Raw genomic sequence first — 20,701 nt, 5'->3', positions numbered from 1 at the left:
AATATGAGAAAATACGGTCAACACATATCGAGGAGGATGGTTGACGATGACGGATACACTTCGCTCTTACGGATTGGAGACCTTGGCAGTTCATGCCGGACAGGAGGTTGACCCGACGACCCTGTCGCGCGCGGTGCCTTTGTATCAGACGACGTCCTACGCGTTCCGGGATCCGGATCATGCGGCGGATCTGTTCGCGCTGAAGGAATTTGGCAATATTTATACTCGTATTATGAACCCGACGACCGAAGTGTTCGAGAAGCGGGTCGCCGCCCTTGAAGGGGGAGCCGGCGCATTGGCTACCGCTTCCGGGCAGGCGGCGATCACCTATGCGATTCTTAATATTGCCGGTGCCGGGGACGAGATCGTATCTGCCTCCAGCCTGTATGGCGGAACGTACAATCTGTTCTCGACGACGCTGAAGAAGCTCGGCATTACCGTCCGGTTCGTCGATCCTAGCGATCCGGAGAATTTCCGCAAGGCGATTACCGACAAGACGAAGGCGCTGTTCGCCGAGAGCATCGGCAATCCGAAGGGCGACCTGCTCGATATTGAGGCGGTTGCGGCCGTAGCCCATGAGCATGGCTTGCCGCTCATCGTAGACAATACGTTCCCGAGCCCGTTCCTGCTTCGTCCGATCGAGCATGGTGCCGACATCGTCGTGCATTCGGCGACGAAGTTCATTGGCGGACATGGGACCTCCATCGCCGGCATTATCGTGGACGGCGGCAAGTTCGATTGGACCGGGGGCAAGTTCCCGGGCCTTACCGAACCGGATCCAAGTTATAACGGGATCGTCTACACGGAAGCGGTCGGACCGCTCGCGTACATTATTAAGGCGCGGGTTCAACTGCTGCGCGACATGGGAGCCACGCTGTCGCCGTTCAATGCGTTCCTCCTCCTTCAAGGGCTGGAGACGCTGCATCTGCGCATGGAGCGCCACAGCGAGAACGCGCTGCGCGTAGCACAGTTCCTTGAGGCGCATGATGCCGTTGCTTCGGTTAGCTATTGCGGTCTGCCTAGCCATCCTTCCTACGAACTGGCCAAGAAATATTTGCCGAAGGGCCAGGGCGCGATTCTGAGCTTCGAGATTAAAGGCGGCGTCGAGGCGGGCCGCCGCGTCATTAACCATGTGAAGCTGCTGTCGCATCTGGCGAATGTCGGCGATTCCAAGTCGCTCATCATCCATCCGGCGAGCACGACGCATCTTCAGTTGAGCGAGGAAGAGCAGCTCGCAGCCGGAGTTACTCCTGGCCTCATCCGGTTGTCAATCGGCACGGAATCGATCGATGATATTTTGAACGATCTGGATCAGGCGATCCGGGCAAGCCAATCGGAATAAGCCGTACACCCGGATAGCCGTTGCGGTCTGTCCGGAAGTCGGACGACACAAAGAACACACGCCGCGGGGCGAGGAACCCGTTGGCGTGTGTTCTTTGCTTCTTGTTGGGGAGCGAGGAGGCTGCCGGTGAGACCTGCCGTTACCAGGCGACCCTGATGTTGTATTCGCGGAGCCAGCTGTCCACTTGAAGTAAATAAGCGAACAGCTGCGGGCCAGACATCAGCTGCCCGAACCAAGGAAGATGAGAGCTCGCTTCTTCGGATGCGGCAATCTCGCGGATGCGGTCCGCTTGAACGAACTGATGCAGCGGCGAGGCCGGATCGTCGAGTCGCGCCAGCGCTTGGCGGCGCACCGCCTGCAAATAATTCGGATTATGCGTTTTCGGGAACGGGCTTTTTTTCCGGTACAGCACCTCTTCCGGCAGAACACCTTCCAGCGCTTTGCGGAGCAGCCCTTTTTCCCGGCCGCCATACATCTTGATGCTCCACGGAATATTGTAGACGTACTCGACAAGCCGATGATCCGTATACGGAACGCGCACCTCCAGCCCTACCCCCATGCTCATCCGGTCCTTGCGGTCGAGGAGGGTCGGCATGAAGCGGGTTATATTGAGGTAGGACATCACCCGCATTTTGGCGGCCTGCGCCTTTTCTCCCGGCAGGGGCACCACTTCCCGCACCGCGTCGGCATACCGATCCGCGACGTATTCCTCGGCGCGAATCTGCTGCGCCACCTCCGGCTGAAGAAGGCTGGCGCGGAGCGGAGTCGCCAGCGCCCAAGGGAAGGTGTCGGCGCTCAACGCATCCTCCCTATGGAACCACGGATAGCCGCCGAACACTTCATCCGCCGCTTCACCGGACAGGGCTACCGTGGCGCCTTTCTTAATCTCTTCACAGAAGAGCAGCAGGGAGCCGTCGATATCGGCCATTCCGGGCATATCGCGCACGCGCACCGCCTGCTGCAGCGAGTTGACCAACTCCGGCGTATCGAACTGAATCCAGTGATGGGTCGTGCCGAGCGACTCGACCATGCGTTCAATCCATGGCGAATCGGCGTTCGGTTGAAACGCATGAGCCTTGAAAAATTTGTCATTATTCACATAATCGACGGAATACGTATGAAGATGGCCTAATCCATGACGTTCATAGTGGCGGATGGTCAAGGCCGTCAACGCGCTGGAATCGAGGCCACCGGAGAGGAAGGCGCAGACAGGCACGTCGGAGACGAGCTGGCGCTCCACGGTGTCCTCCAGCAGCTCACGGACCCGGTGCGCCGTCTCCTCGGCGGTTGCTTCATGCGGCATGCTCTGCAGCGTCCAGTACGCCTGAATGCGGACGCCGTTGCGGTCATAGCGGAGCGTATGTCCCGGTCGAAGCTCCGCCAGATCGCGATATACCCCGTGTCCGGGCGTCCGGGCGGGGCCAATCATCCATACTTCAGCGACGCCTTCCGCGCTGACCACCGGTTCGATATCCGGATGAGCGAGCATCGCTTTCGGCTCTGAGCCGAACAGGAGGAAGCCATTCCCCCGGGCGTAGAAGAGCGGCTTCACCCCCAGCCGATCCCGGGCCATGAACAGACGCTGTTCCGCCTCATCCCATATCGCGAACGCGAAAATGCCGTTCATCCGCTCCACGCAGCTGTCCTTCCATTCCTGATAAGCGACAAGCAGCACTTCGGTATCGCATTGGGTCCGGAAGCGGTAGCCGCGGCTGGCCAGTTCATCTCTTAGCTCCTTCGTATTGTACAATTCCCCGTTATAAGTAATGGCATAGGTCCCGCGTTCCGTATGGCGAATCATCGGCTGCGCGCCATTTTCCGGATCAATGACGGACAATCTGCGGTGGCCAAGCGCGCACGGACCGGAGATCCATGTTCCTTTGGCGTCCGGTCCGCGTGCGGATAACGTTTCAGTCATATGCTCCAAAACGCTGGAATACTGCGTCAAGTCCCTTTTCCAATCGATCCATCCAGTAATTCCACACATGTAACGTTCATCCTCTCCGCATCAATCTCTCCCCGGAAGAATGATGAACCGGGTTCATCGGAAGATTGAGATAATAACATGGGTATGCGAAAAACAGCATAAGATGTATGTCCATCGGGAGAAGATATAAGAAAAACTCCCTGAACATCGTCTGGCGTCATCGCGACAGGCGAAGCTGGAGCAAGAAAGGGGGATGGCGGTGGAACGACGCAGAATGTACGTGTCGGTCCAGCGGCGTACCATATTTTCCGACCCAGAATCGGAAAGCTATGAGTTCAAGGTGGATGCCAATGAGGAGGAAATACAGCATCTCCAAGGCTTGATGGATCAGCTGGGGGAAGCGGAGACCGATGTCTTTCACAACGTCTTGAGCCTTACTCCGATCGAGACGGAAGAGAAGTTGAACATGCCTTATAATCAGCGATTGAATGCCGTCTATATGTGTATTCATAAATTGGGAACGGCGGATACGAAGCGCTTCATCGAGCAAATGCTTGATTAAGATTAGAATCGACAGGAGGAAGCACGCATGACATGGAAAGCGACCAAATTCCGGCGTCCGGTCGAAATCGACGGGCGGCTGTGCGCAGAGATCGGCATGATTCCCGCGGATGAGAGCGCCACTCCACTGCTCGCTTATATCGCGCCCGTGCGCAACGGGGGCTATGAGCTGGTCCGGGCTGTGCGCAACGATGCGGATTATGAGACGGATTGGTACGACAATCCGATGCATACTGCTTTTGAAGAAGTCGCGGCTGAGGATTTCGGGGCCGACACGCTGGGCGTGGAAATGAACGGCAAAGATATGCTGCTGGACGCTGCGCTCGGCTCGGCGGAGGTAAGAGATGCCGTCGACTACCTGTTCCAGATGGATTAATCGGGCCAATCCCGGATCGGACGAAGCAGGACATTCCGGTTCGAGGACGATACCTGAGGAGGGGAGGTGACCAGAAGATGGCAGGCGCCAAGGATAACAAAGGCAATAAGTATGAGCAGCAGCCGAATCATGCCGATGCGGTGATCACGGCCAACCCGAAGCATCCGGCTCAGAAAAACCCGTGGGATGACAGCGGCCGAAAATCCGGCTACGAATAAGGGCACGAGCGCCCGGACTCGGCACGCAAGGCGTGCGGATCCGGGCGTCCATTTGCCTGTTTGTGCTCCTTTAGAATACACGGCCTTCGCGCAGCACGCGAATCCCCATATACACATTCCACACGACGAGAATCAGCGCGATCGCGCCCAGCAGCAAAATGATCCCGATACTGAAAAACGGATGTACCGCAAATAAGCTGAATAACCCTACAACTACAAAAAAGTACGGCAAAATATGCGAAACAAGCGCGCGCCCAGCATGCCTTCTTACATAATCATCATTGGTTACAAGCATGATGATGAGCGGCAGGATCACCCCGGCAAAAAAGATGCTGAAATAGCTTAGAGAAGCTAATATATAGCGTGTCGACAAGAAAACTCCCTCCTCTCGGAATCCGTTCATTCGTACGCGTAGTGTGCGCGGCCCTGCATCATTCTATTACCCGCATTTACGGAGGGCGACTACGATGCTCGATATAGAGGGAATTAAAAAAAATTTATCATCCAGGCAGGGTAAAATAATTTTTATTTTTTATTAAGTCCCGCAGCATGGTAACATGAATCGAAACGGGCGGAGAGGTGCTGGAGGAAGAATAGTACAGAAGCCCAGAAAACAAAAAACGCTCACAATCCCGTAAGGAATGCGAGCGTTCACTAAAAGTATGTATAGTCAAAGAACTGGCGTCCCAGGAGGGATTCGAACCCCCGACCGACGGCTTAGAAGGCCGTTGCTCTATCCAGCTGAGCTACTGGGACAAGAGAGTAAACTGTTTTTGCAACAATGATGATTGTATCAAAAATTCTCTGACCTTGCAACGGTAAAATTAAAAAAATTGCTGCCTAAACATTTTAAACGATATTTCTCAGTAAGCAATTCAGAAACGAAGCTTCAAAAACGGATTCATCTCTTTTACCGCATGAACGTCAGGGGACCATCTCCTTTAAGTATACTATTCTCGAAAAAGAATATTACCATGGAATATAAGAAGTTTTTGTTATTCTGGATTCGGCTATTTAGTACAAAAGTGGAGCACGGATGAAAAAAAGTTGATCCGTATAATCGGGTATATTACAAATCCGTCTAAAAGATATAATTTAGGTTTTGCCGCCGGCCGAATTGAACAGGCTGTTCATAAAGGGAAACGGGAAGGGGAAGTCTGAATAGAGTGCCCGGGGCTATTCGGCCTATCCGGATGATTCGCAGGGGGAGAACTGCACGGCGATATGGTATAATGGCTTATCGGCATGACGGATGCCCCCGCCCCGCATCCCGCGTAAATCATACATAGAATCGATGGATGGCTACAGTAGTCGGCTTGATATAGAAAGAAGGTGCTTGCATGACGGACGATCAGATCCTGCCGGAAAAAAACAATGTCGTTCTGTTTCCGAAAACGCATGATTATTACCAAATCGAATTGACACGCATGCTGGAGTCCGAGCGTTACGGAGAAGCGATCGCGCTCCTCCGCTTCCTGCTGCAATGCGGAGGAGAGGACGATCAGATTAGAGCGGAGTGGAACGCGCTGATGCAATGGTTAATAACGGCGTTCCCGGAAGCAGAGCGGGCCGCTGAAGAAGGCTTCCCGGAGTCGGGGCCTTGGACCGAGGAAGCCGAGGACAGCGGAGATACGGAACGGGATATGTTGAAGCAGCAGATCCATCAGAAGCTTCAAGCAGACAGTCAATATATTGCAAGGCTGCTCGCCTCGCTGACCGAAGGCGACATGGATGACCGCAAGCTCCTTGTCCTGGAGCAGCTGGCCGCAGCCGAGGATGATTCTATCGATCCTTCGCTGATTCGAATGCTGGAGCATGAGCCGCTGCATCCGCTCTTGCAATTCGGCATTTTGCAGACGCTGAAGCGTCGGGGAATCGAAGGAGAGGTATTTTTTACCCGCGGCCAGGATCGCGTCGTCGTCGACATCGAAGCGACACCGCTTGATCTGGAGTCCTTTCCTCCGAATGCGGTCGCCCCGGCGGAGCGGGTGAACGAATCCGCGGCGGTGCGGGAGCCGTCGCTAGCCTACTTCGCATCCGAGATGTGGCAGCAGTTCCTTAAGTTGATATACGGCACTTCGATGTACCGCCATCTCTGCGAAGGGGATGAACGGGAAGCGGATGCTTGGGCGGCCGCCCTGCACCGGATCGTCGCCCGGCTGCTCCATATTGAAGAGGAGGAAGCGGAGGTTAAGACGATCTACGGACTGACCGGGGAGCTGCGAATAAGCTATGAGCGGGCGCTGCGGGCAATTACGCGATCGCTGAGCGGGGAGCAGGACACCTGAACCGGCGATGAGGCGGGGGAATTCTATCCGGCGGCCCCGTCTCTATGACAGCCGGGGAAAAACATATAATGGCACATAGGAAATGCCTGTAAGCATTGCCTTGAAAAACTTTTCGTAGTCGGCTATACTATAGTGGTTATTCCGGACGTATAATGGTACACTCTAGCCATGTGATCTTTTTTGGAGGGGAAGGCATAAAATGAAAGCAACCTGGGAAAAAATAGAGAAGAACGTTGGGGTATTGGAAGTGGAGGTCGACGCGGAGCGCGTGACGGAAGCGCTGGACCAAGCGTTTAAAAAAGTGTCCAAGCGAGTGAATGTTCCTGGTTTCCGTAAAGGAAGAGTGCCTCGCCCGATTTTTGAAGCCAAATATGGCGTGGAAAGCCTGTACCAAGACGCCATTGACATCATGCTTCCAGAGGCGTATACCCAAGCGGTAAAAGAAACTGACATCAAGCCGGTGGATCAGCCAGATGTCGAAGTGGAACAATTCGGCAAAGGCCAAACATTCAAATTCAAAGCAAAAGTAACCGTGAAGCCGGAAGTGCAGCTTGGCGAGTACAAAGGCCTTGAAGTGGAAAAGCAGTCGGTAGAAGTGACGGAAGAAGAGCTTGACGCTGAACTGAAGCGCATGCAGGAACGTCATGCAGAGCTGATCATCGTTGATGAGGATGTTGCCGCGACAGGCGACAGCGTCGTGATTGACTTTGAAGGCTTCGTAGACGGGGAAGTATTCGAAGGCGGCAAGGCGGAGCGCTACACGCTTGAGTTGGGCTCCAACAGCTTCATTCCAGGCTTCGAGGATCAACTCGTTGGCATGGGAACAGGCGACTTCAAGGATGTCGAAGTGACATTCCCTGAGCACTACCATGCAGAGAACCTGGCCGGCAAGCCAGCCGTATTCAAGGTAAAATTGCATGAAATTAAGCGCAAGCAGCTGCCTGCACTTGACGATGAGTTCGCTAAAGACGTAAGCGAGTTCGACACGCTTGAAGAATACAAGGCAGACCTGAAGCAGCAGCTTCAGTCCCGCAAGGAAAAAGAAGCGGAAGGCGCACGCGAAGCGGCTGTCGTGGACAAAGCGGCAGAGAACGCTGAAGTGGAAATCCCGCACGCGATGATCGAAAGCGAAATCCAGCATATGGTGAAAGATCTGGACAACCGCCTGCGGATGCAAGGCATGAACATCGATATGTTCCTGACGCTGTCCGGCCAGACGATTGCGGATCTGCGCGAGCAAATGCAGAAGGAAGCGGACAAGCGCGTGAAGAACAATCTCGTCCTGGAGCAAATCGCCAAGGAAGAGAAACTCTCCGTCTCGGACGAAGAGCTGTCTGCTGAATTGGACAAGATGGCTGAAATGTACCAGCGCACAGCTGAAGAAATTCGCGACATCCTGACCAAAAACGGCACGATCGAGAACCTGCGCGAAGAAGCATTGATCCGCAAGACGATTGCATTTTTGGTGGAAAACAGCAAATAATCCAATCACATACGATGTCGCAGCAATCTGCTGCTAACAGGATAAGGCACGCACGTTTATTTTTAGCGTGCCTTATTTTTTCCTCTGTCGCTCCGTCTCTCCCATCATCGCTTCTTGGCATACACATAACGTTTCACTGTTCCGTATCGAGTGGTACATATTTATAGACAGTCTGACGCATGATGAACATAAGCTGCGCCGGATACATAAACGGATGGCGGGAATAGGCCCCGCTGCCATACATACACTAGTGGTAACTGTTGTGGAAATGACATCTTGTTCAGAAAATGATAAAATAGAAATGTATAGCTTTGTAAAGAAAAGAGGTCGGTACCATGAATTTAATCCCGATGGTCATCGAACAGACAAATCGCGGCGAACGCTCTTACGATATTTACTCGCGCCTGCTGAAGGATCGCATTATTTTTCTGGGAAGCGCCATTGACGATGATGTAGCCAACAGCATCATCGCGCAGATGCTTTTCCTCCAGGCAGATGATCCGGAGAAGGACATTCATCTGTACATCAATTCTCCGGGCGGTTCCGTTACGGCGGGGATGGCGATTTACGATACGATGCAGCATATCAAGCCGGATGTATCCACCATCTGCGTCGGTCTGGCGGCAAGCATGGGTTCGCTTCTGCTGACGGCAGGAGCGCCAGGCAAGCGCATTGCGCTGCCGAATAGCGAGATTATGATTCACCAGCCTCTAGGCGGCGTCCGCGGGCAAGCGTCCGATATTAAGATTCATGCCGACTGGATTATTAAGACGAGACAGAAGCTGAATCAGATCTATGTAGATCGAACCGGGCAACCGTATGAGAAAATCGAACGGGATACCGACCGCGACTACTTCATGAGTGCGGATGAAGCGAAGGCATATGGTCTTGTAGACAGCGTTCTGCATCCGGGAACTCCGGGTTTGAAGTAAGGGGGGATAGGAATGTTCAAATTTAACGAGGAGAAGGGCCAATTGAAGTGTTCTTTCTGCGGCAAGTCCCAGGAACAAGTTCGTAAGCTGGTCGCGGGACCAGGCGTATATATATGTGATGAGTGCATCGAGCTCTGCACGGAGATCGTGGAGGAAGAGCTCGGTCACGAGGAAGAGATCGATCTGAAAGACATTCCGAAGCCGAAGGAGATCCGCGCGATTCTGGATCAATATGTCATCGGCCAGGATCAAGCGAAGAAGTCGCTGTCGGTTGCGGTGTACAATCACTACAAACGCATCAACAGCCAGAACAAAACCGAGGATGTCGAGCTGCAGAAGAGCAACATTCTGCTTGTCGGACCAACCGGGTCCGGGAAGACTCTGCTTGCGCAGACCATGGCCAAAATTTTGAATGTACCGTTTGCAATTGCGGACGCCACGTCGTTGACCGAAGCCGGATATGTCGGAGAAGATGTCGAGAACATTTTGCTGAAGCTGATTCAGGCTGCGGATTATGATGTGGAGAAGGCGGAGCGGGGCATCATTTATATCGACGAGATTGACAAGGTGGCGCGCAAGTCCGAGAACCCTTCGATTACGAGAGATGTGTCCGGGGAAGGCGTACAGCAGGCGCTCCTCAAGATTCTGGAAGGAACGGTTGCCTCGGTGCCGCCTCAAGGCGGACGCAAGCATCCGCATCAAGAGTTCATCCAGATCGACACGACGAATATTTTGTTCATTTGCGGCGGCGCTTTCGACGGGCTGGAGCAAATTATTAAGCGCCGTGTCGGCAAGAAGATTATCGGCTTCAATTCGGACGGCATGCAGAAGGATCTGAAGGCGGGCGAGTACTTGTCGTTGACACTTCCGGAAGACCTTCTCAAATTCGGTCTCATTCCAGAATTCGTCGGCCGCTTGCCGGTCATCTCGACCTTGGAGCCATTGGATGAGAATACGTTGGTCCGCATCTTGAGCGAGCCGAAGAATGCGCTGACGAAGCAGTATCAGAAGCTGCTGGAGATGGACAACGTGAAGCTCGAATTCGAGCCGAGCGCGCTGGAAGCTATTGCTCTGGAAGCGATCAAGCGGAATACGGGAGCACGCGGACTTCGTGCCATTATCGAGGGCATCATGCTGGACGTAATGTACGAAGTGCCATCGCGGGATGATATTACGACCTGCGTCATTACCGAGCAAGTCGTGCGGGAACGAATGATTCCGGAACTGACGACGGATAAGAAGCAGGAGGAAAGCGCCTAATCGGCGCTTTTCCGTCCGTTTCCGGCATGGGAGAGAATGATATGTATTTGCGACATCAGACAAGACCTGTACAAGTAGGCAACGTTACGATTGGCGGAAGCAATGACGTCATCATTCAGAGCATGTGCACCACGAAGACGGCGGACGTTCAGGCGACCGTAGCCGAGATTCACCGGCTGGAAGAGGCGGGATGCCAGGTCGTGCGCGTCACGGTGAATAATGAAGAAGCCGCGGAAGCGATCAAGGAGATTAAGAAACAGATCTCGATACCGCTTGTCGCGGATATTCATTTCGACTATCGTCTGGCGTTGAAGGCGATTGAGAACGGCATCGACAAGGTCCGCATCAATCCAGGCAATATTGGCCGCCGTCACAAAGTCGAAGCCGTCGTCCAAGCATGCAAAGAACGGGGAATTCCGATCCGGATCGGCGTCAATGCCGGTTCATTGGAACATCATCTGTTGGAGAAATACGGGTATCCAACGCCTGAAGCGATGGTTGAGAGCGCACTGTTTCATATCGGAATTTTGGAAGAACTGGATTTCCACGATATTATCGTATCTCTCAAGGCTTCGGATGTGCCGATGGCCATTGCTGCTTACACGAAGGCTGCGGAAGTCATTCCTTACCCTCTTCATCTGGGAATTACGGAAGCCGGAACGCTATTCTCCGGGACGATCAAGAGCGCTGCCGGTCTCGGTGCGTTGCTCTCGCTGGGCATCGGCTCTACTGTGCGCGTAAGCTTGAGCGCCGATCCGGTCGAGGAAGTGAAGGTGGCCCGCGAATTGCTCAAATCGTTCGGGCTGATCTCGAATGCGGCGACGCTGGTCTCTTGTCCGACCTGCGGACGTCTGGACATCGATCTGTTTTCGATTGCCAATGAAGTCGAAGAATATATATCGAAGATCAAGGTACCGATCAAAGTATCGGTCCTCGGATGCGCTGTTAACGGGCCAGGCGAGGCGCGCGAGGCGGATATCGGCATTGCCGGGGCGCGCGGCGAGGGATTATTGTTCCGGTACGGAGAGATGATCCGCAAAGTGCCTGAATCGGAAATGGTCGCGGAATTGAAAAAAGAAATCGATCATATTGTCGCGGAGTACGAGCGGACCGGTCAGATTCCGGGGCGCAAGCATTAAGCGAATCGATATACAGAAGCCGGCGCATCATGCGCCGGCTTCTTGTTCGTATGTACGTGCTAGACTCCGCTCTCGCTAGCGGACACGGCCGCGCCGCTGTCGTGCGGGACGGAAGCTGAGGCCTTCTTCGCTTCGCCCATGGAGCTCGTTCCATTGAATTGCCCGCCGTCCTTAATAATGAAGGCGGAGCAGGTCGCATTGCCGTTCAGCTGGCCGGTCGATTCGATGAGGAGGGAGCCGGAGGCAATCACATCACCGGTCAGCGAGCCGGCGATAACGACGCTCACTCCTTCTACGTCAGCGAGTACAACGCCCGTCTCCCCGATCGTAATATTGCGGCTGCAGCGGATCGAGCCGCGAATGCGCCCTTCTATCCGAAGATCCGTCTCGCAGTCCACCGTTCCTTCCAATGTAGTTGCCTGCCCGATTAACGTGTCTGTGCCAGGCGGTCTTTTTTCATTTCTGGAAAACATGTCTCTGCCCCTCTCTTATCTTGTTATCTGACATTTTTCTACTTATCTCTGGAACCGATATAAATGGCGGGATCGACCGCCTCTTCGCCTTGGCGGACCTCGAAATGCAAGTGAGCCCCGGTGCTTCTGCCAGTCGAGCCCGTCTTGCCGATCATCTGCCCCTTATTCACCTGCTCTCCGGAACGGACGCTGCGCTCGCTAAGATGGAGATAACGGGTGGTCAGCGATGAACCGTGATCGATGATAAGGTAGTTGCCCTTCATCTCGTCGTAATCCGAGGCGATGACTTTGCCGTCCGCCGCAGCGTAGACGGGATCGCCCTTGTCCCCTCCAATATCAAGGCCGGCATGGAACGCGCTGCCTCCATAGAACGGGTCTGAGCGGCTGCCGAAGCGGGACGTAATATAGGTGCTGTCCGTCGGCCAGAAGGTAGGGGTGGAATCGAGCCGCTGCTTGAATGTCTCCGCTTGGGCCAACAGGGCGGGAATCGTTGTCATCCAGTCTCGCCATGTCTCTTCCATCCGGCGCAACTGCCGATGCGTATCTGCCAACGAATTCGAGGGAGCAGTCAGCGGATGAAGGCGGGAGCCAGAGGGCGGCGAATCATCCGACAGCTTCTGAATATATTCACCGCCTACGGGAAGCTGGCCGGATTCGCCGAAGGAATATGTTTTGCCGGAGGAAGAACCTGCCGGCGACGGTACGGCTTCTCCGGAGACGCGCAAGTAATGTTGGAGCTGCTGCTCCCACTCCGCGACTTGATCCATTCGCTCCTTCATCCGGTTCGATTCGGTCATAAGCGCGGATAATTGGCGGCGGGCGGTCGCAAGCTGCTCCTGCTTCTCGGTGATATCTGATTCCAGCTTCGCTTGCTGCGCGCGCATGGTATGCACCGATGCCGTCTGGGCGATGAAAAGAATTATCGCTGCCGTAATCGATACAATGATCGTAATGCCGGCAACCGTGATGAGCAGCGCCGGAATGCTAAACTGAACCGCCGGGCGGTCGGCCCCGCGAATCAGCATCCACGTCCAACGCTGGCTGCGCTTGGTAGACATATTGCCATATCCTCCTGAGATGATGATCGAGAAAACAAAACGATCTTCTACAACACTCCTATTGTACATGAGCATCAGTTAAATGTAACCAGGTTCTTGGCAAGTTTTGACGATTGTTCACGATATAACAGATATTCGCCTTGCAGAGAGCTTATCATTTCTCATTCCCTCTTCTGCAGCCACTTATAATGCATCCGGCAAAGGGTAATACTACCAAGTATTGAACTTTACCGGATTTCTTGCGCCATGGGGCTGCTACGGGAGGATGAAACGATGAATTTAAGTATTATATTGATGTTGATTAACGCGTTTTTTGCCGTTGTAATCGGGATATATTTCTGGAATCTGCTGCGGAACCAGAAGGGCAACCGGACTGCTGTCGACCGCGAATCGAAAAAGGAGATGGATAAGCTGAACAAGCTGCGCTCTATCTCGTTGACGAAGCCGTTGGCGGAGAAGACGAGACCGACAACGCTGAACGACATCGTCGGACAGCGTGACGGGTTGAAGGCGCTCAAGGCTGCGCTATGCAGCTCGAATCCGCAGCATGTGATCGTGTACGGCCCGCCCGGCGTCGGCAAGACGGCCGCAGCCCGCGTCGTGCTGGAGGAGGCCAAAAAGAATCCAAGCTCTCCATTTACGAAGGAAGCCAAATTCACCGAGATCGATGCGACGACCGCCCGGTTCGACGAGCGGGGAATCGCCGATCCGCTTATCGGTTCCGTTCATGATCCGATCTATCAGGGAGCCGGAGCGATGGGCGTCGCCGGCATTCCCCAGCCGAAGCCGGGCGCCGTCACGAAGGCGCATGGGGGCATGCTGTTCATCGATGAGATCGGCGAGCTGCATCCGATTCAGATGAATAAGCTGCTGAAGGTGCTCGAGGATCGAAAAGTCTTTCTGGAGAGCGCCTACTACAATTCGGAGGATACCAATATTCCGACTTATATCCATGATATATTCCAAAACGGCCTTCCGGCCGATTTCCGCCTTGTCGGCGCGACGACGCGTTCCCCGCAGGAGCTGCCTCCTGCGCTGCGTTCACGCTGCATGGAGGTTTATTTCCGCCCCTTGCTGCCTTCGGAGATTGAATCGATAGCCGAGCATGCAGTGCGTAAGATCGGATTTCCGCCGTCCGAAGCTGCGGTCAATATGGTGAAGCGCTATGCCACGAACGGCCGGGAAGCGGTCAACATGATTCAGCTCGCCGCCGGTCTGGCGATGTCGGAGGGGCGCTCAGCCATTGAAGGCGCCGATGTGGAATGGGTCGCGAACAGCAGCCAGATTCCGCCGCGCCCGGACCGGAAGGTGCCAGCTGAGCCGCAGATTGGCCTGGTGAACGGGCTGGCTGTCTACGGACCGAGCATGGGCGCGCTGCTGGAGATCGAGGTGAATTCGATTCGGGTCAAAAACGGCACCGGCACCTACACGATTACCGGCGTTGTCGATGAAGAGGAACTGGGGGGCGGCAGCCGCACCCTGCGTCGCAAAAGCATGGCTAAAGGCTCGGTGGAAAATGTGCTTACGGTGCTGCGCAGCCTCGGCTACGAACCGTCCAATTACGATCTCCATATCAATTTCCCGGGAGGATCGCCGGTTGACGGCCCGTCGGCCGGGGTAGCAATGGTTATTGCCATCGCGTCCTCGATGAATGAGTGGCCGGTTGACAACAAGCTGGCGATGACCGGGGAGATCAGTATCCATGGCCGGATCAAGCCGGTTGGCGGCGTGCTGGCGAAGGTGGAAGCAGCCTTCCAGGCGGGTGCGACGCGCGTGCTTATACCGAAGGAGAACTGGTTGGAAATATTCACCAATCTGGAGGGAGGGCTTCAGGTCATTCCGATCGAGCATGTGGACGAAGCGTTCGCTCATACCTTCGGCCATGTGATGGAGGAGGGAGCGCATCCGGCGGCGAAGCCTTATGAACGGGCAGCAGGGACGTCGATGCCGCTGCTTCATGCGGAAGCATCCGAGAAGGGAGCTCATCCTGAATCGAAGGGATGAGGGCAGGAAATTGGAGTTTTGCTTGAACATTTGATAAAATATTGGTTACATGTGTAATTACAACAAGCATAACCATGGGGGTGCGATCGATGGGGCTTAAACCTATAAAAAGTCGGCGTCTGCCTCTTCTGCCGCTGAGAGGATTGCTCGTATACCCGAGCATGGTGCTTCATCTTGATGTCGGGCGTGACAAATCGGTCAAGGCGCTGGAGCAGGCCATGATGGAGGATCAGATGCTGCTGCTGTGCTCCCAGTCCGAGGTGAGCATCGAAGAGCCGTCTCAGGAAGACATCTATCGCATTGGAACGATAGCCAAGGTGCGCCAAATGCTGCGTCTGCCGAACAGCACCATCCGGGTGCTAGTCGAAGGCGTAGAGCGTGCGGAAATCGCAGAATACGTCCCGAATGACGAATATTACGAGGTCCACGCGACTCCGCTGCAGGATGAAGATCACGGGTCATCATCCGAGACGGAAGCCTTGATGCGAATGGTATTGACTCAGTTCGAGAACTATGTCCATATGTCGAAGAAAGTGACGCCAGAGACGCTGACGGCCGTGACCGATATTGCGGAACCGGGGCGTCTGGCGGATGTCATCTCCAGCCATCTCCCGTTGAAGATGAAGGATAAGCAGGAACTGCTCGAGACCGTCTCTGCTGCCGAGAGGTTGAATAAGCTGCTCCAGATGCTGAACAATGAGAGTGAAGTGCTGGAGCTGGAGAAGAAGATCAACCAGCGCGTCAAAAAGCAGATGGAGAAGACGCAGAAGGAATATTACTTGCGGGAGCAAATGAAGGCGATTCAGAAGGAGCTCGGCGACAAGGAAGGGCGTGCCGGCGAGATCGAAGATCTGCGATCCCAGTTGGTCGAGCTGGAAGCTCCCGACAAGGTGAAGGACAAAATCCAGAAGGAAATCGATCGTCTGGAGAAAATGCCTTCCACGTCGGCGGAAGGCTCGGTAATCCGCAACTATATTGACTGGTTATTCCTTATTCCATGGTCCAAGCGAACGGAAGACGATCTTGATCTCCGCAAGGCGGAATCGATCCTGGATGAAGATCATTACGGGCTCGACAAGCCGAAGGAGCGGGTGCTGGAGTACTTGGCCGTGCAGCAGATGGTGAAGCGGATGAAGGGTCCAATCCTGTGTCTGGTTGGCCCTCCGGGGGTCGGGAAGACCTCGCTTGCCCGCTCCATCGCCAAGTCGCTCGGGCGCCAGTTCATTCGTATCTCACTGGGCGGCGTGCGCGATGAAGCGGAGATCCGTGGCCATCGGCGTACCTATGTGGGCGCGATGCCGGGACGCATCGTGCAGGCGATGAAGAATGCCGGGACGATGAACCCGGTCCTGCTGCTGGACGAGATCGACAAGATGGCCTCCGATTTCCGAGGAGATCCGGCTTCGGCCCTGCTAGAGGTGCTGGATCCGGAGCAGAACAATGCGTTCAGCGATCACTTTGTCGAACTGCCGGTTGATTTGTCTCATGTTATGTTCGTCACGACGGCCAATGCAGTACATAATATTCCGCGTCCGCTGCTGGACCGGATGGAGATGATCTCCCTCTCAGGCTATACAGAGCTGGAGAAGCTCGAGATAGCGACCCGCCATCTGCTGCCGAAGCAGAAGCGGGAGCATGGATTGGAGGAAGAGCAGCTGCATGTCGAAGAAGGCGTCGTGCGCCGGGTCATCCGGGAATATACCCGGGAGGCGGGCGTAAGGCAGCTGGAACAGCAGCTAGCCGCGCTGTGCCGCAAAGCCGCGCGGATGATTGTATCGGACGGCGCAACGGAAGTGACGATTCAAGCTGATGAGCTGACCGACTATTTGGGCGTTCCCAAATACCGTTATGGCATGGCGGAGCAGCATAATCAGGTGGGGACGGTCACCGGACTTGCTTGGACCGAGGTGGGCGGCGACACACTCAATGTCGAAGTGAGCGTCGTTCCGGGCACCGGCAAGCTGCTGTTGACCGGTAAGCTGGGAGACGTGATGAAGGAATCCGCCCAGGCGGCGTTCAGCTACATCCGTTCCAGAGCCGCCGAATTCAATCTGGAGTCCGACTTCCATGAGAAGGCCGACATTCATATTCACGTGCCCGAAGGAGCGATTCCGAAGGACGGCCCATCGGCAGGGATTACGATGGCGACGGCTCTCGTCTCGGCGCTGACGAACCGCTATGTGTCGAAGGATGTGGCGATGACTGGGGAGATTACGCTCCGCGGGCGGGTTCTGCCGATTGGGGGCTTGAAGGAGAAGTCGCTTGCCGCCTTGCGCGCCGGCATCAAGACCGTTATTTATCCCGTCGAAAATATGCGGGACCTGAACGACATTCCGGAGAGCGTGCGCCAGGAGATGACCTTCATACCGGCGGGGCACATGGATGAAGTGCTGCAGCATGCCTTGCTGGAGCAGTAAGGGTAAGCCAAGTCCTAGGCCATTGCAGCGGGAGCCTCAGAAGAGGTGGCCCAGCAGTAGGCCGAGGAAGCTCTGAACGCATATTTATCCTAATTGATGCATAATCGAATAGAGGCGCTTGCGCCATCACGTACCGTCCGGCACGAATCCGGACGGTATTTTTTCAATAAGTAAGCTGCGCGGCTACTACACCCACTTCGGGACTCGTCACGCAGAAAGCAGACTGCTTCTCTTCTACCTCTTATGGTGAATATCCCCACCACGCAGGAAGCCGAACTCCCCGCTTGCTGCTTATGGTCAGTATCCCCGTCGCACAGGAAGCCGGAACCCCTCACCTACTCCTTATCGGTATCCTCAACACGCAGGAAGCTGATCTACCCCCGTCTAGTCCATATGGTCAACATCCCCTTAGCACAGGACAGAGAAAACTGTCGTAGTTCGTTTATAAATCGTTCCCCTTAGAAAATGGGAATGTCAAATGTAGATGTGCCGTGCCCCTGAGTGCTGGGGAGACTGGATAAAAGGTGTTGTGCCCCTGAGTGCTGGGGAGACTGGATAAAAGGTGTTGTGCCCCTGAGTGCTGGGGAGACTGGATAAAAGGTGTTGTGCCTCTTACTGCTGGGGAGACTGTACAAAAGGATGTTGTGCCACTTAGTGCTGGGGAGATTGGACAAAAGGATACGCAGCACCCCCTGAGCGCAAGGGAGACTCCACATAAGGAAGCCAGTGGCACTAATTCCACTGGGCCCAAGAGCACAGGTTGCACGGGCTCCACAGGTTAGAATCAGCTCAATTACGTCATTGGGGCTGCATGATCTTGTTTTAGGAGCTGCTGCCTGAAGTCGCAGCCGTCAAGCAGGGCAATCCGGATTCGCTTCGCAAGGAGGCGCTTTGTGCAGAGTCGTTGAAGTAGTGTACAATAGAGGCACGATTAAGACAGATATACATCGTTAAGGGAGCACGGAATATGAAGATTACGAATGCCGAATTTATTATTAGCGCGGTCGGTCCGGCCCAATATCCGGACGACGGTTTTCCGGAGATCGGTCTTGCTGGTCGTTCCAATGTGGGGAAGTCGTCCCTCATTAATAAGTTGATTATGCGTAAAAATCTGGCCCGTACCAGCTCGCAGCCGGGCAAGACTCAGCAGCTTAACTATTACCGGATTAATGATAGTATGTACTTCGTCGACGTCCCGGGATACGGCTATGCCAAAGTGTCCAAAGTACAGCGCGCCGCTTGGGGCAAAATGATTGAGGCTTACTTCCGCGAACGCGACGCACTGCGGCTCGTGCTGCTCGTCGTCGATCTGCGGCATCCGCCTACCGAGGACGATTACATGATGCACCAGTGGCTGACCCATTATGAGGTGCCGGTCGCCGTCGTCGCCACGAAGGCGGATAAGGTGCCTAAGAGCCGCTGGCCCAAGCATTTGAAGCAGGTTCGGACAACACTCGGCCTGGACGCGGATACGCCGCTTGTTCTGTTCTCAGCCGAGACCGGTCAGGGCCGGGAGGAGCTGTGGGATATCATTCTGACTCACCAATCGTCCGGGGAGATGGAGCAAGAGGTTTTGCATCCGGGTGAATAATTATGCACTGCGGCTGGACAGGCTATCGCCCCAAAAATCGGTGAGCGCATGAGGGAGACTGCGCTGGAACAGTTATTTAGTGAGGATCATGGGAGAAATATTGGCTCAATTCCGGCTGACTGCGTTTTTTTCAAAAATCCACTCGTATTTGGCGGCTTGTAAACAGGAATTCATATTAGCGCTGTAGTATAATAAGAGTATGATTTTCATGCAGTAAAAACGAATTAAGGAGAGTTTTTATGGCTCGGCGGTTAGCCACAGAGTATGTGAAAGCCAGTTTGCAGTTGACGGAAGCTCAGTTGACCCGATTTTTACAGTCGCTTGCCCTGTATTCCGTTGGGGTAAAAGTATTGGAGAACGGCAATCAAGAGGTGGTTCTTGAGGACGGCCAGGGTGATGAGATTACCTTCCTGTTCGAGAAGCAAGGCAATCGGTATGTCTGTGTAACGTCTTGCCGCTTGGTTCATCCGAAATTGACGCAAGTGATGCATAAGCTTGTGGCGACATTCCGTGGCGAAGCGGTAGTCAATCGCATCTTTGCCGGATTTACGATGACTTATTATTATGAAGACGGGGCAGTACGCAAGATTGAAGAACGGAAGCAGCAAGAGTCGCGTATCATTTACGAGCATAAGGATACCGTGCGTGACCTGCAGAAGATGTTCCAGAAGAACGGTGTGGAGCTTCGCATCGATTCCTTGCAGAAGCAGGTGAATATGTTGTTGGATGAGCGGAATCAGGCGGATTCCAACGAATTGATCCAACACATCGACGCGCATTTAAGCCGTCTCGCACATCAATTGTTCATACTTGAAGCATAGAAGCATACGATCAAGGGATCATCTGCTGAGGACCCTGCGTTCCTTATGGGACTGCAGGGTTCTTTTGTACTTGCAGGAAGGACGGATGACCGTTACACAGCAGGTTGACAAGTTGCCGAAAAAAAGGGTTGCATTTATGAGCGGAAGATGTTATTTTTAATCTCGTTGAAAACAATATAGGAACCAGGATTCACTCAGGACATTGCATGTTGCGAGAGATTTTTCCCTCGAGAAGTGAATGACGTAGGTCCTAGCGGATGAAATTTTTACAACATTTTATTCCTAGGAAGGGGGAACCGAAAGATGGAATACTCAACTTTCGGAAGACACGTTGCTGTTGACACATGGGGAGTCGACTTTAATTTGCTGAATAATGCGGAATATTTGCAGACCCAGCTGGTTGAAGCCGCCGAGGCATGTGGAGCAACCGTCTTGTCCGTTCAATCCAAGCAGTTTGAACCACAAGGGGCAACCGTCCTTGTCATGTTGTCTGAAAGTCATCTTTCTATCCACACATATCCTGAACGTGGATTTGCAGCCATCGATTGTTACACTTGCGGCGAGACCGTCGATCCGCAGTTGGCCATTGATTACCTGGTCTCTGTATTGAAACCGGAACGAACCTATGCCAAGAAGCTGATTCGCGGCCTGGGGGAAATGGAAGTCGTCACACCCGACATGAATGTACAGCAATTCGTATAAAATGGAAAATGGCGTTCAGCCCGTTGCCTGCGATCACGCAGGGAACGGGTTTTTTATTTTTGGCGTGCCCAGCGAAGCACGCATCATCTAGCCGGTGAGAGTCCGGTCG

18 protein-coding genes and 1 tRNA gene are annotated in these 20,701 nt (G+C 54.1%); 14 read left to right on the top strand and 5 right to left on the bottom strand.

What is annotated here, in order from left to right; genetic code table 11:
- The first annotated feature begins 46 nt into the window (after nucleotides 1-46).
- On the top strand, nucleotides 47-1,342 hold the full coding sequence (locus DQX05_RS24750) for a homocysteine synthase (protein ID WP_119796023.1): 1,296 nt from the start codon (nucleotides 47-49) through the stop codon (nucleotides 1,340-1,342).
- Between the two features lie 139 nt (nucleotides 1,343-1,481).
- Here the strand turns inward: DQX05_RS24750 and asnB are convergent, their stop codons facing one another.
- Nucleotides 1,482-3,329 (bottom strand): asparagine synthase (glutamine-hydrolyzing), encoded by a 1,848-nt coding sequence (asnB, locus tag DQX05_RS24745; RefSeq protein WP_119796022.1) that lies wholly within the window; start codon nucleotides 3,327-3,329, stop codon nucleotides 1,482-1,484.
- Nucleotides 3,330-3,522: 193 nt separating this feature from the next.
- Between asnB and DQX05_RS24740 the strand changes: the two genes are divergently transcribed.
- From DQX05_RS24740 to DQX05_RS31085, 3 genes are all read left to right on the top strand, one after another.
- Entirely contained in the window at nucleotides 3,523-3,831 is a 309-nt protein-coding gene (locus DQX05_RS24740; RefSeq protein ID WP_259392211.1) for a hypothetical protein, read from the top strand.
- Between the two features lie 27 nt (nucleotides 3,832-3,858).
- Nucleotides 3,859-4,206, top strand: a complete 348-nt coding sequence (locus DQX05_RS24735) for a carboxypeptidase (RefSeq protein WP_119796021.1) — start codon at nucleotides 3,859-3,861, stop codon at nucleotides 4,204-4,206.
- Nucleotides 4,207-4,283: 77 nt separating this feature from the next.
- Nucleotides 4,284-4,424, top strand: coding sequence for a hypothetical protein (locus tag DQX05_RS31085; protein WP_182914888.1), 141 nt, complete (start codon nucleotides 4,284-4,286; stop codon nucleotides 4,422-4,424).
- A 70-nt stretch (nucleotides 4,425-4,494) separates the two neighbouring features.
- On the opposite strand, the gene DQX05_RS24730 is transcribed toward DQX05_RS31085, so the two are convergent.
- Together DQX05_RS24730 and DQX05_RS24725 are read right to left on the bottom strand one after the other, a co-directional pair.
- Nucleotides 4,495-4,797: a magnetosome magnetite crystal formation protein family gene (locus DQX05_RS24730; protein ID WP_119796020.1), complete on the bottom strand. Its 303-nt coding sequence runs from the start codon at nucleotides 4,795-4,797 to the stop codon at nucleotides 4,495-4,497.
- A 306-nt stretch (nucleotides 4,798-5,103) separates the two neighbouring features.
- Nucleotides 5,104-5,180, bottom strand: a tRNA-Arg gene (locus DQX05_RS24725).
- Between the two features lie 584 nt (nucleotides 5,181-5,764).
- On the opposite strand from DQX05_RS24725, the gene DQX05_RS24720 reads away from it, so the two are divergent.
- The 5 genes from DQX05_RS24720 to ispG all read left to right on the top strand — a co-directional run bounded on the left by DQX05_RS24720 (nucleotide 5,765) and on the right by ispG (nucleotide 11,526).
- On the top strand, nucleotides 5,765-6,712 hold the full coding sequence (locus tag DQX05_RS24720) for a hypothetical protein (protein WP_119796019.1): 948 nt from the start codon (nucleotides 5,765-5,767) through the stop codon (nucleotides 6,710-6,712).
- Nucleotides 6,713-6,911: 199 nt separating this feature from the next.
- The gene (gene tig / locus DQX05_RS24715) at nucleotides 6,912-8,195 is read left to right on the top strand and encodes a trigger factor (RefSeq protein ID WP_119796018.1); all 1,284 of its coding nucleotides are present in this window, start codon (nucleotides 6,912-6,914) and stop codon (nucleotides 8,193-8,195) included.
- Nucleotides 8,196-8,530: 335 nt separating this feature from the next.
- Nucleotides 8,531-9,127 carry an ATP-dependent Clp endopeptidase proteolytic subunit ClpP gene (clpP, locus tag DQX05_RS24710; protein WP_119796017.1) on the top strand — a complete coding sequence of 199 codons (597 nt, stop codon included), beginning with the start codon at nucleotides 8,531-8,533 and terminating at the stop codon, nucleotides 9,125-9,127.
- Between the two features lie 12 nt (nucleotides 9,128-9,139).
- Complete coding sequence (gene clpX, locus DQX05_RS24705; protein WP_119796016.1) at nucleotides 9,140-10,387, top strand: ATP-dependent protease ATP-binding subunit ClpX; 1,248 nt, start codon at nucleotides 9,140-9,142, stop codon at nucleotides 10,385-10,387.
- Nucleotides 10,388-10,428: 41 nt separating this feature from the next.
- The gene (ispG, locus tag DQX05_RS24700; protein ID WP_119796015.1) at nucleotides 10,429-11,526 is read left to right on the top strand and encodes a flavodoxin-dependent (E)-4-hydroxy-3-methylbut-2-enyl-diphosphate synthase; all 1,098 of its coding nucleotides are present in this window, start codon (nucleotides 10,429-10,431) and stop codon (nucleotides 11,524-11,526) included.
- A gap of 59 nt (nucleotides 11,527-11,585) precedes the next feature.
- Here the strand turns inward: ispG and DQX05_RS24695 are convergent, their stop codons facing one another.
- Nucleotides 11,586-11,999, bottom strand: coding sequence for a bactofilin family protein (locus DQX05_RS24695; protein WP_119796014.1), 414 nt, complete (start codon nucleotides 11,997-11,999; stop codon nucleotides 11,586-11,588).
- Between the two features lie 38 nt (nucleotides 12,000-12,037).
- Nucleotides 12,038-13,057, bottom strand: coding sequence for a M23 family metallopeptidase (locus tag DQX05_RS24690; protein WP_119796013.1), 1,020 nt, complete (start codon nucleotides 13,055-13,057; stop codon nucleotides 12,038-12,040).
- Nucleotides 13,058-13,330: 273 nt separating this feature from the next.
- Here DQX05_RS24690 and lonB point away from each other — a divergent pair, with 273 nt between their 5' ends.
- The 5 genes from lonB to speD all read left to right on the top strand — a co-directional run bounded on the left by lonB (nucleotide 13,331) and on the right by speD (nucleotide 20,592).
- Nucleotides 13,331-15,061, top strand: coding sequence for an ATP-dependent protease LonB (gene lonB, locus DQX05_RS24685; protein ID WP_119796012.1), 1,731 nt, complete (start codon nucleotides 13,331-13,333; stop codon nucleotides 15,059-15,061).
- A gap of 89 nt (nucleotides 15,062-15,150) precedes the next feature.
- Nucleotides 15,151-17,478 (top strand): endopeptidase La, encoded by a 2,328-nt coding sequence (gene lon / locus DQX05_RS24680; RefSeq protein ID WP_119796011.1) that lies wholly within the window; start codon nucleotides 15,151-15,153, stop codon nucleotides 17,476-17,478.
- A 967-nt stretch (nucleotides 17,479-18,445) separates the two neighbouring features.
- Nucleotides 18,446-19,069 carry a ribosome biogenesis GTP-binding protein YihA/YsxC gene (yihA, locus tag DQX05_RS24675; RefSeq protein ID WP_119796010.1) on the top strand — a complete coding sequence of 208 codons (624 nt, stop codon included), beginning with the start codon at nucleotides 18,446-18,448 and terminating at the stop codon, nucleotides 19,067-19,069.
- A gap of 239 nt (nucleotides 19,070-19,308) precedes the next feature.
- Nucleotides 19,309-19,890, top strand: coding sequence for a non-ribosomal peptide synthetase module (locus tag DQX05_RS24670; RefSeq protein WP_119796009.1), 582 nt, complete (start codon nucleotides 19,309-19,311; stop codon nucleotides 19,888-19,890).
- Between the two features lie 303 nt (nucleotides 19,891-20,193).
- Entirely contained in the window at nucleotides 20,194-20,592 is a 399-nt protein-coding gene (gene speD, locus DQX05_RS24660; RefSeq protein ID WP_119796008.1) for an adenosylmethionine decarboxylase, read from the top strand.
- Nucleotides 20,593-20,701 lie beyond the last annotated feature (109 nt).

Origin of the sequence: Paenibacillus thiaminolyticus, from assembly GCF_003591545.1 — a bacterium.
Lineage (GTDB): Bacteria > Bacillota > Bacilli > Paenibacillales > Paenibacillaceae > Paenibacillus_B > Paenibacillus_B thiaminolyticus_A.
The sequence above is the reverse complement of the archived record's forward strand: the minus strand, read 5'-3'. Positions and strand labels throughout refer to the sequence as shown.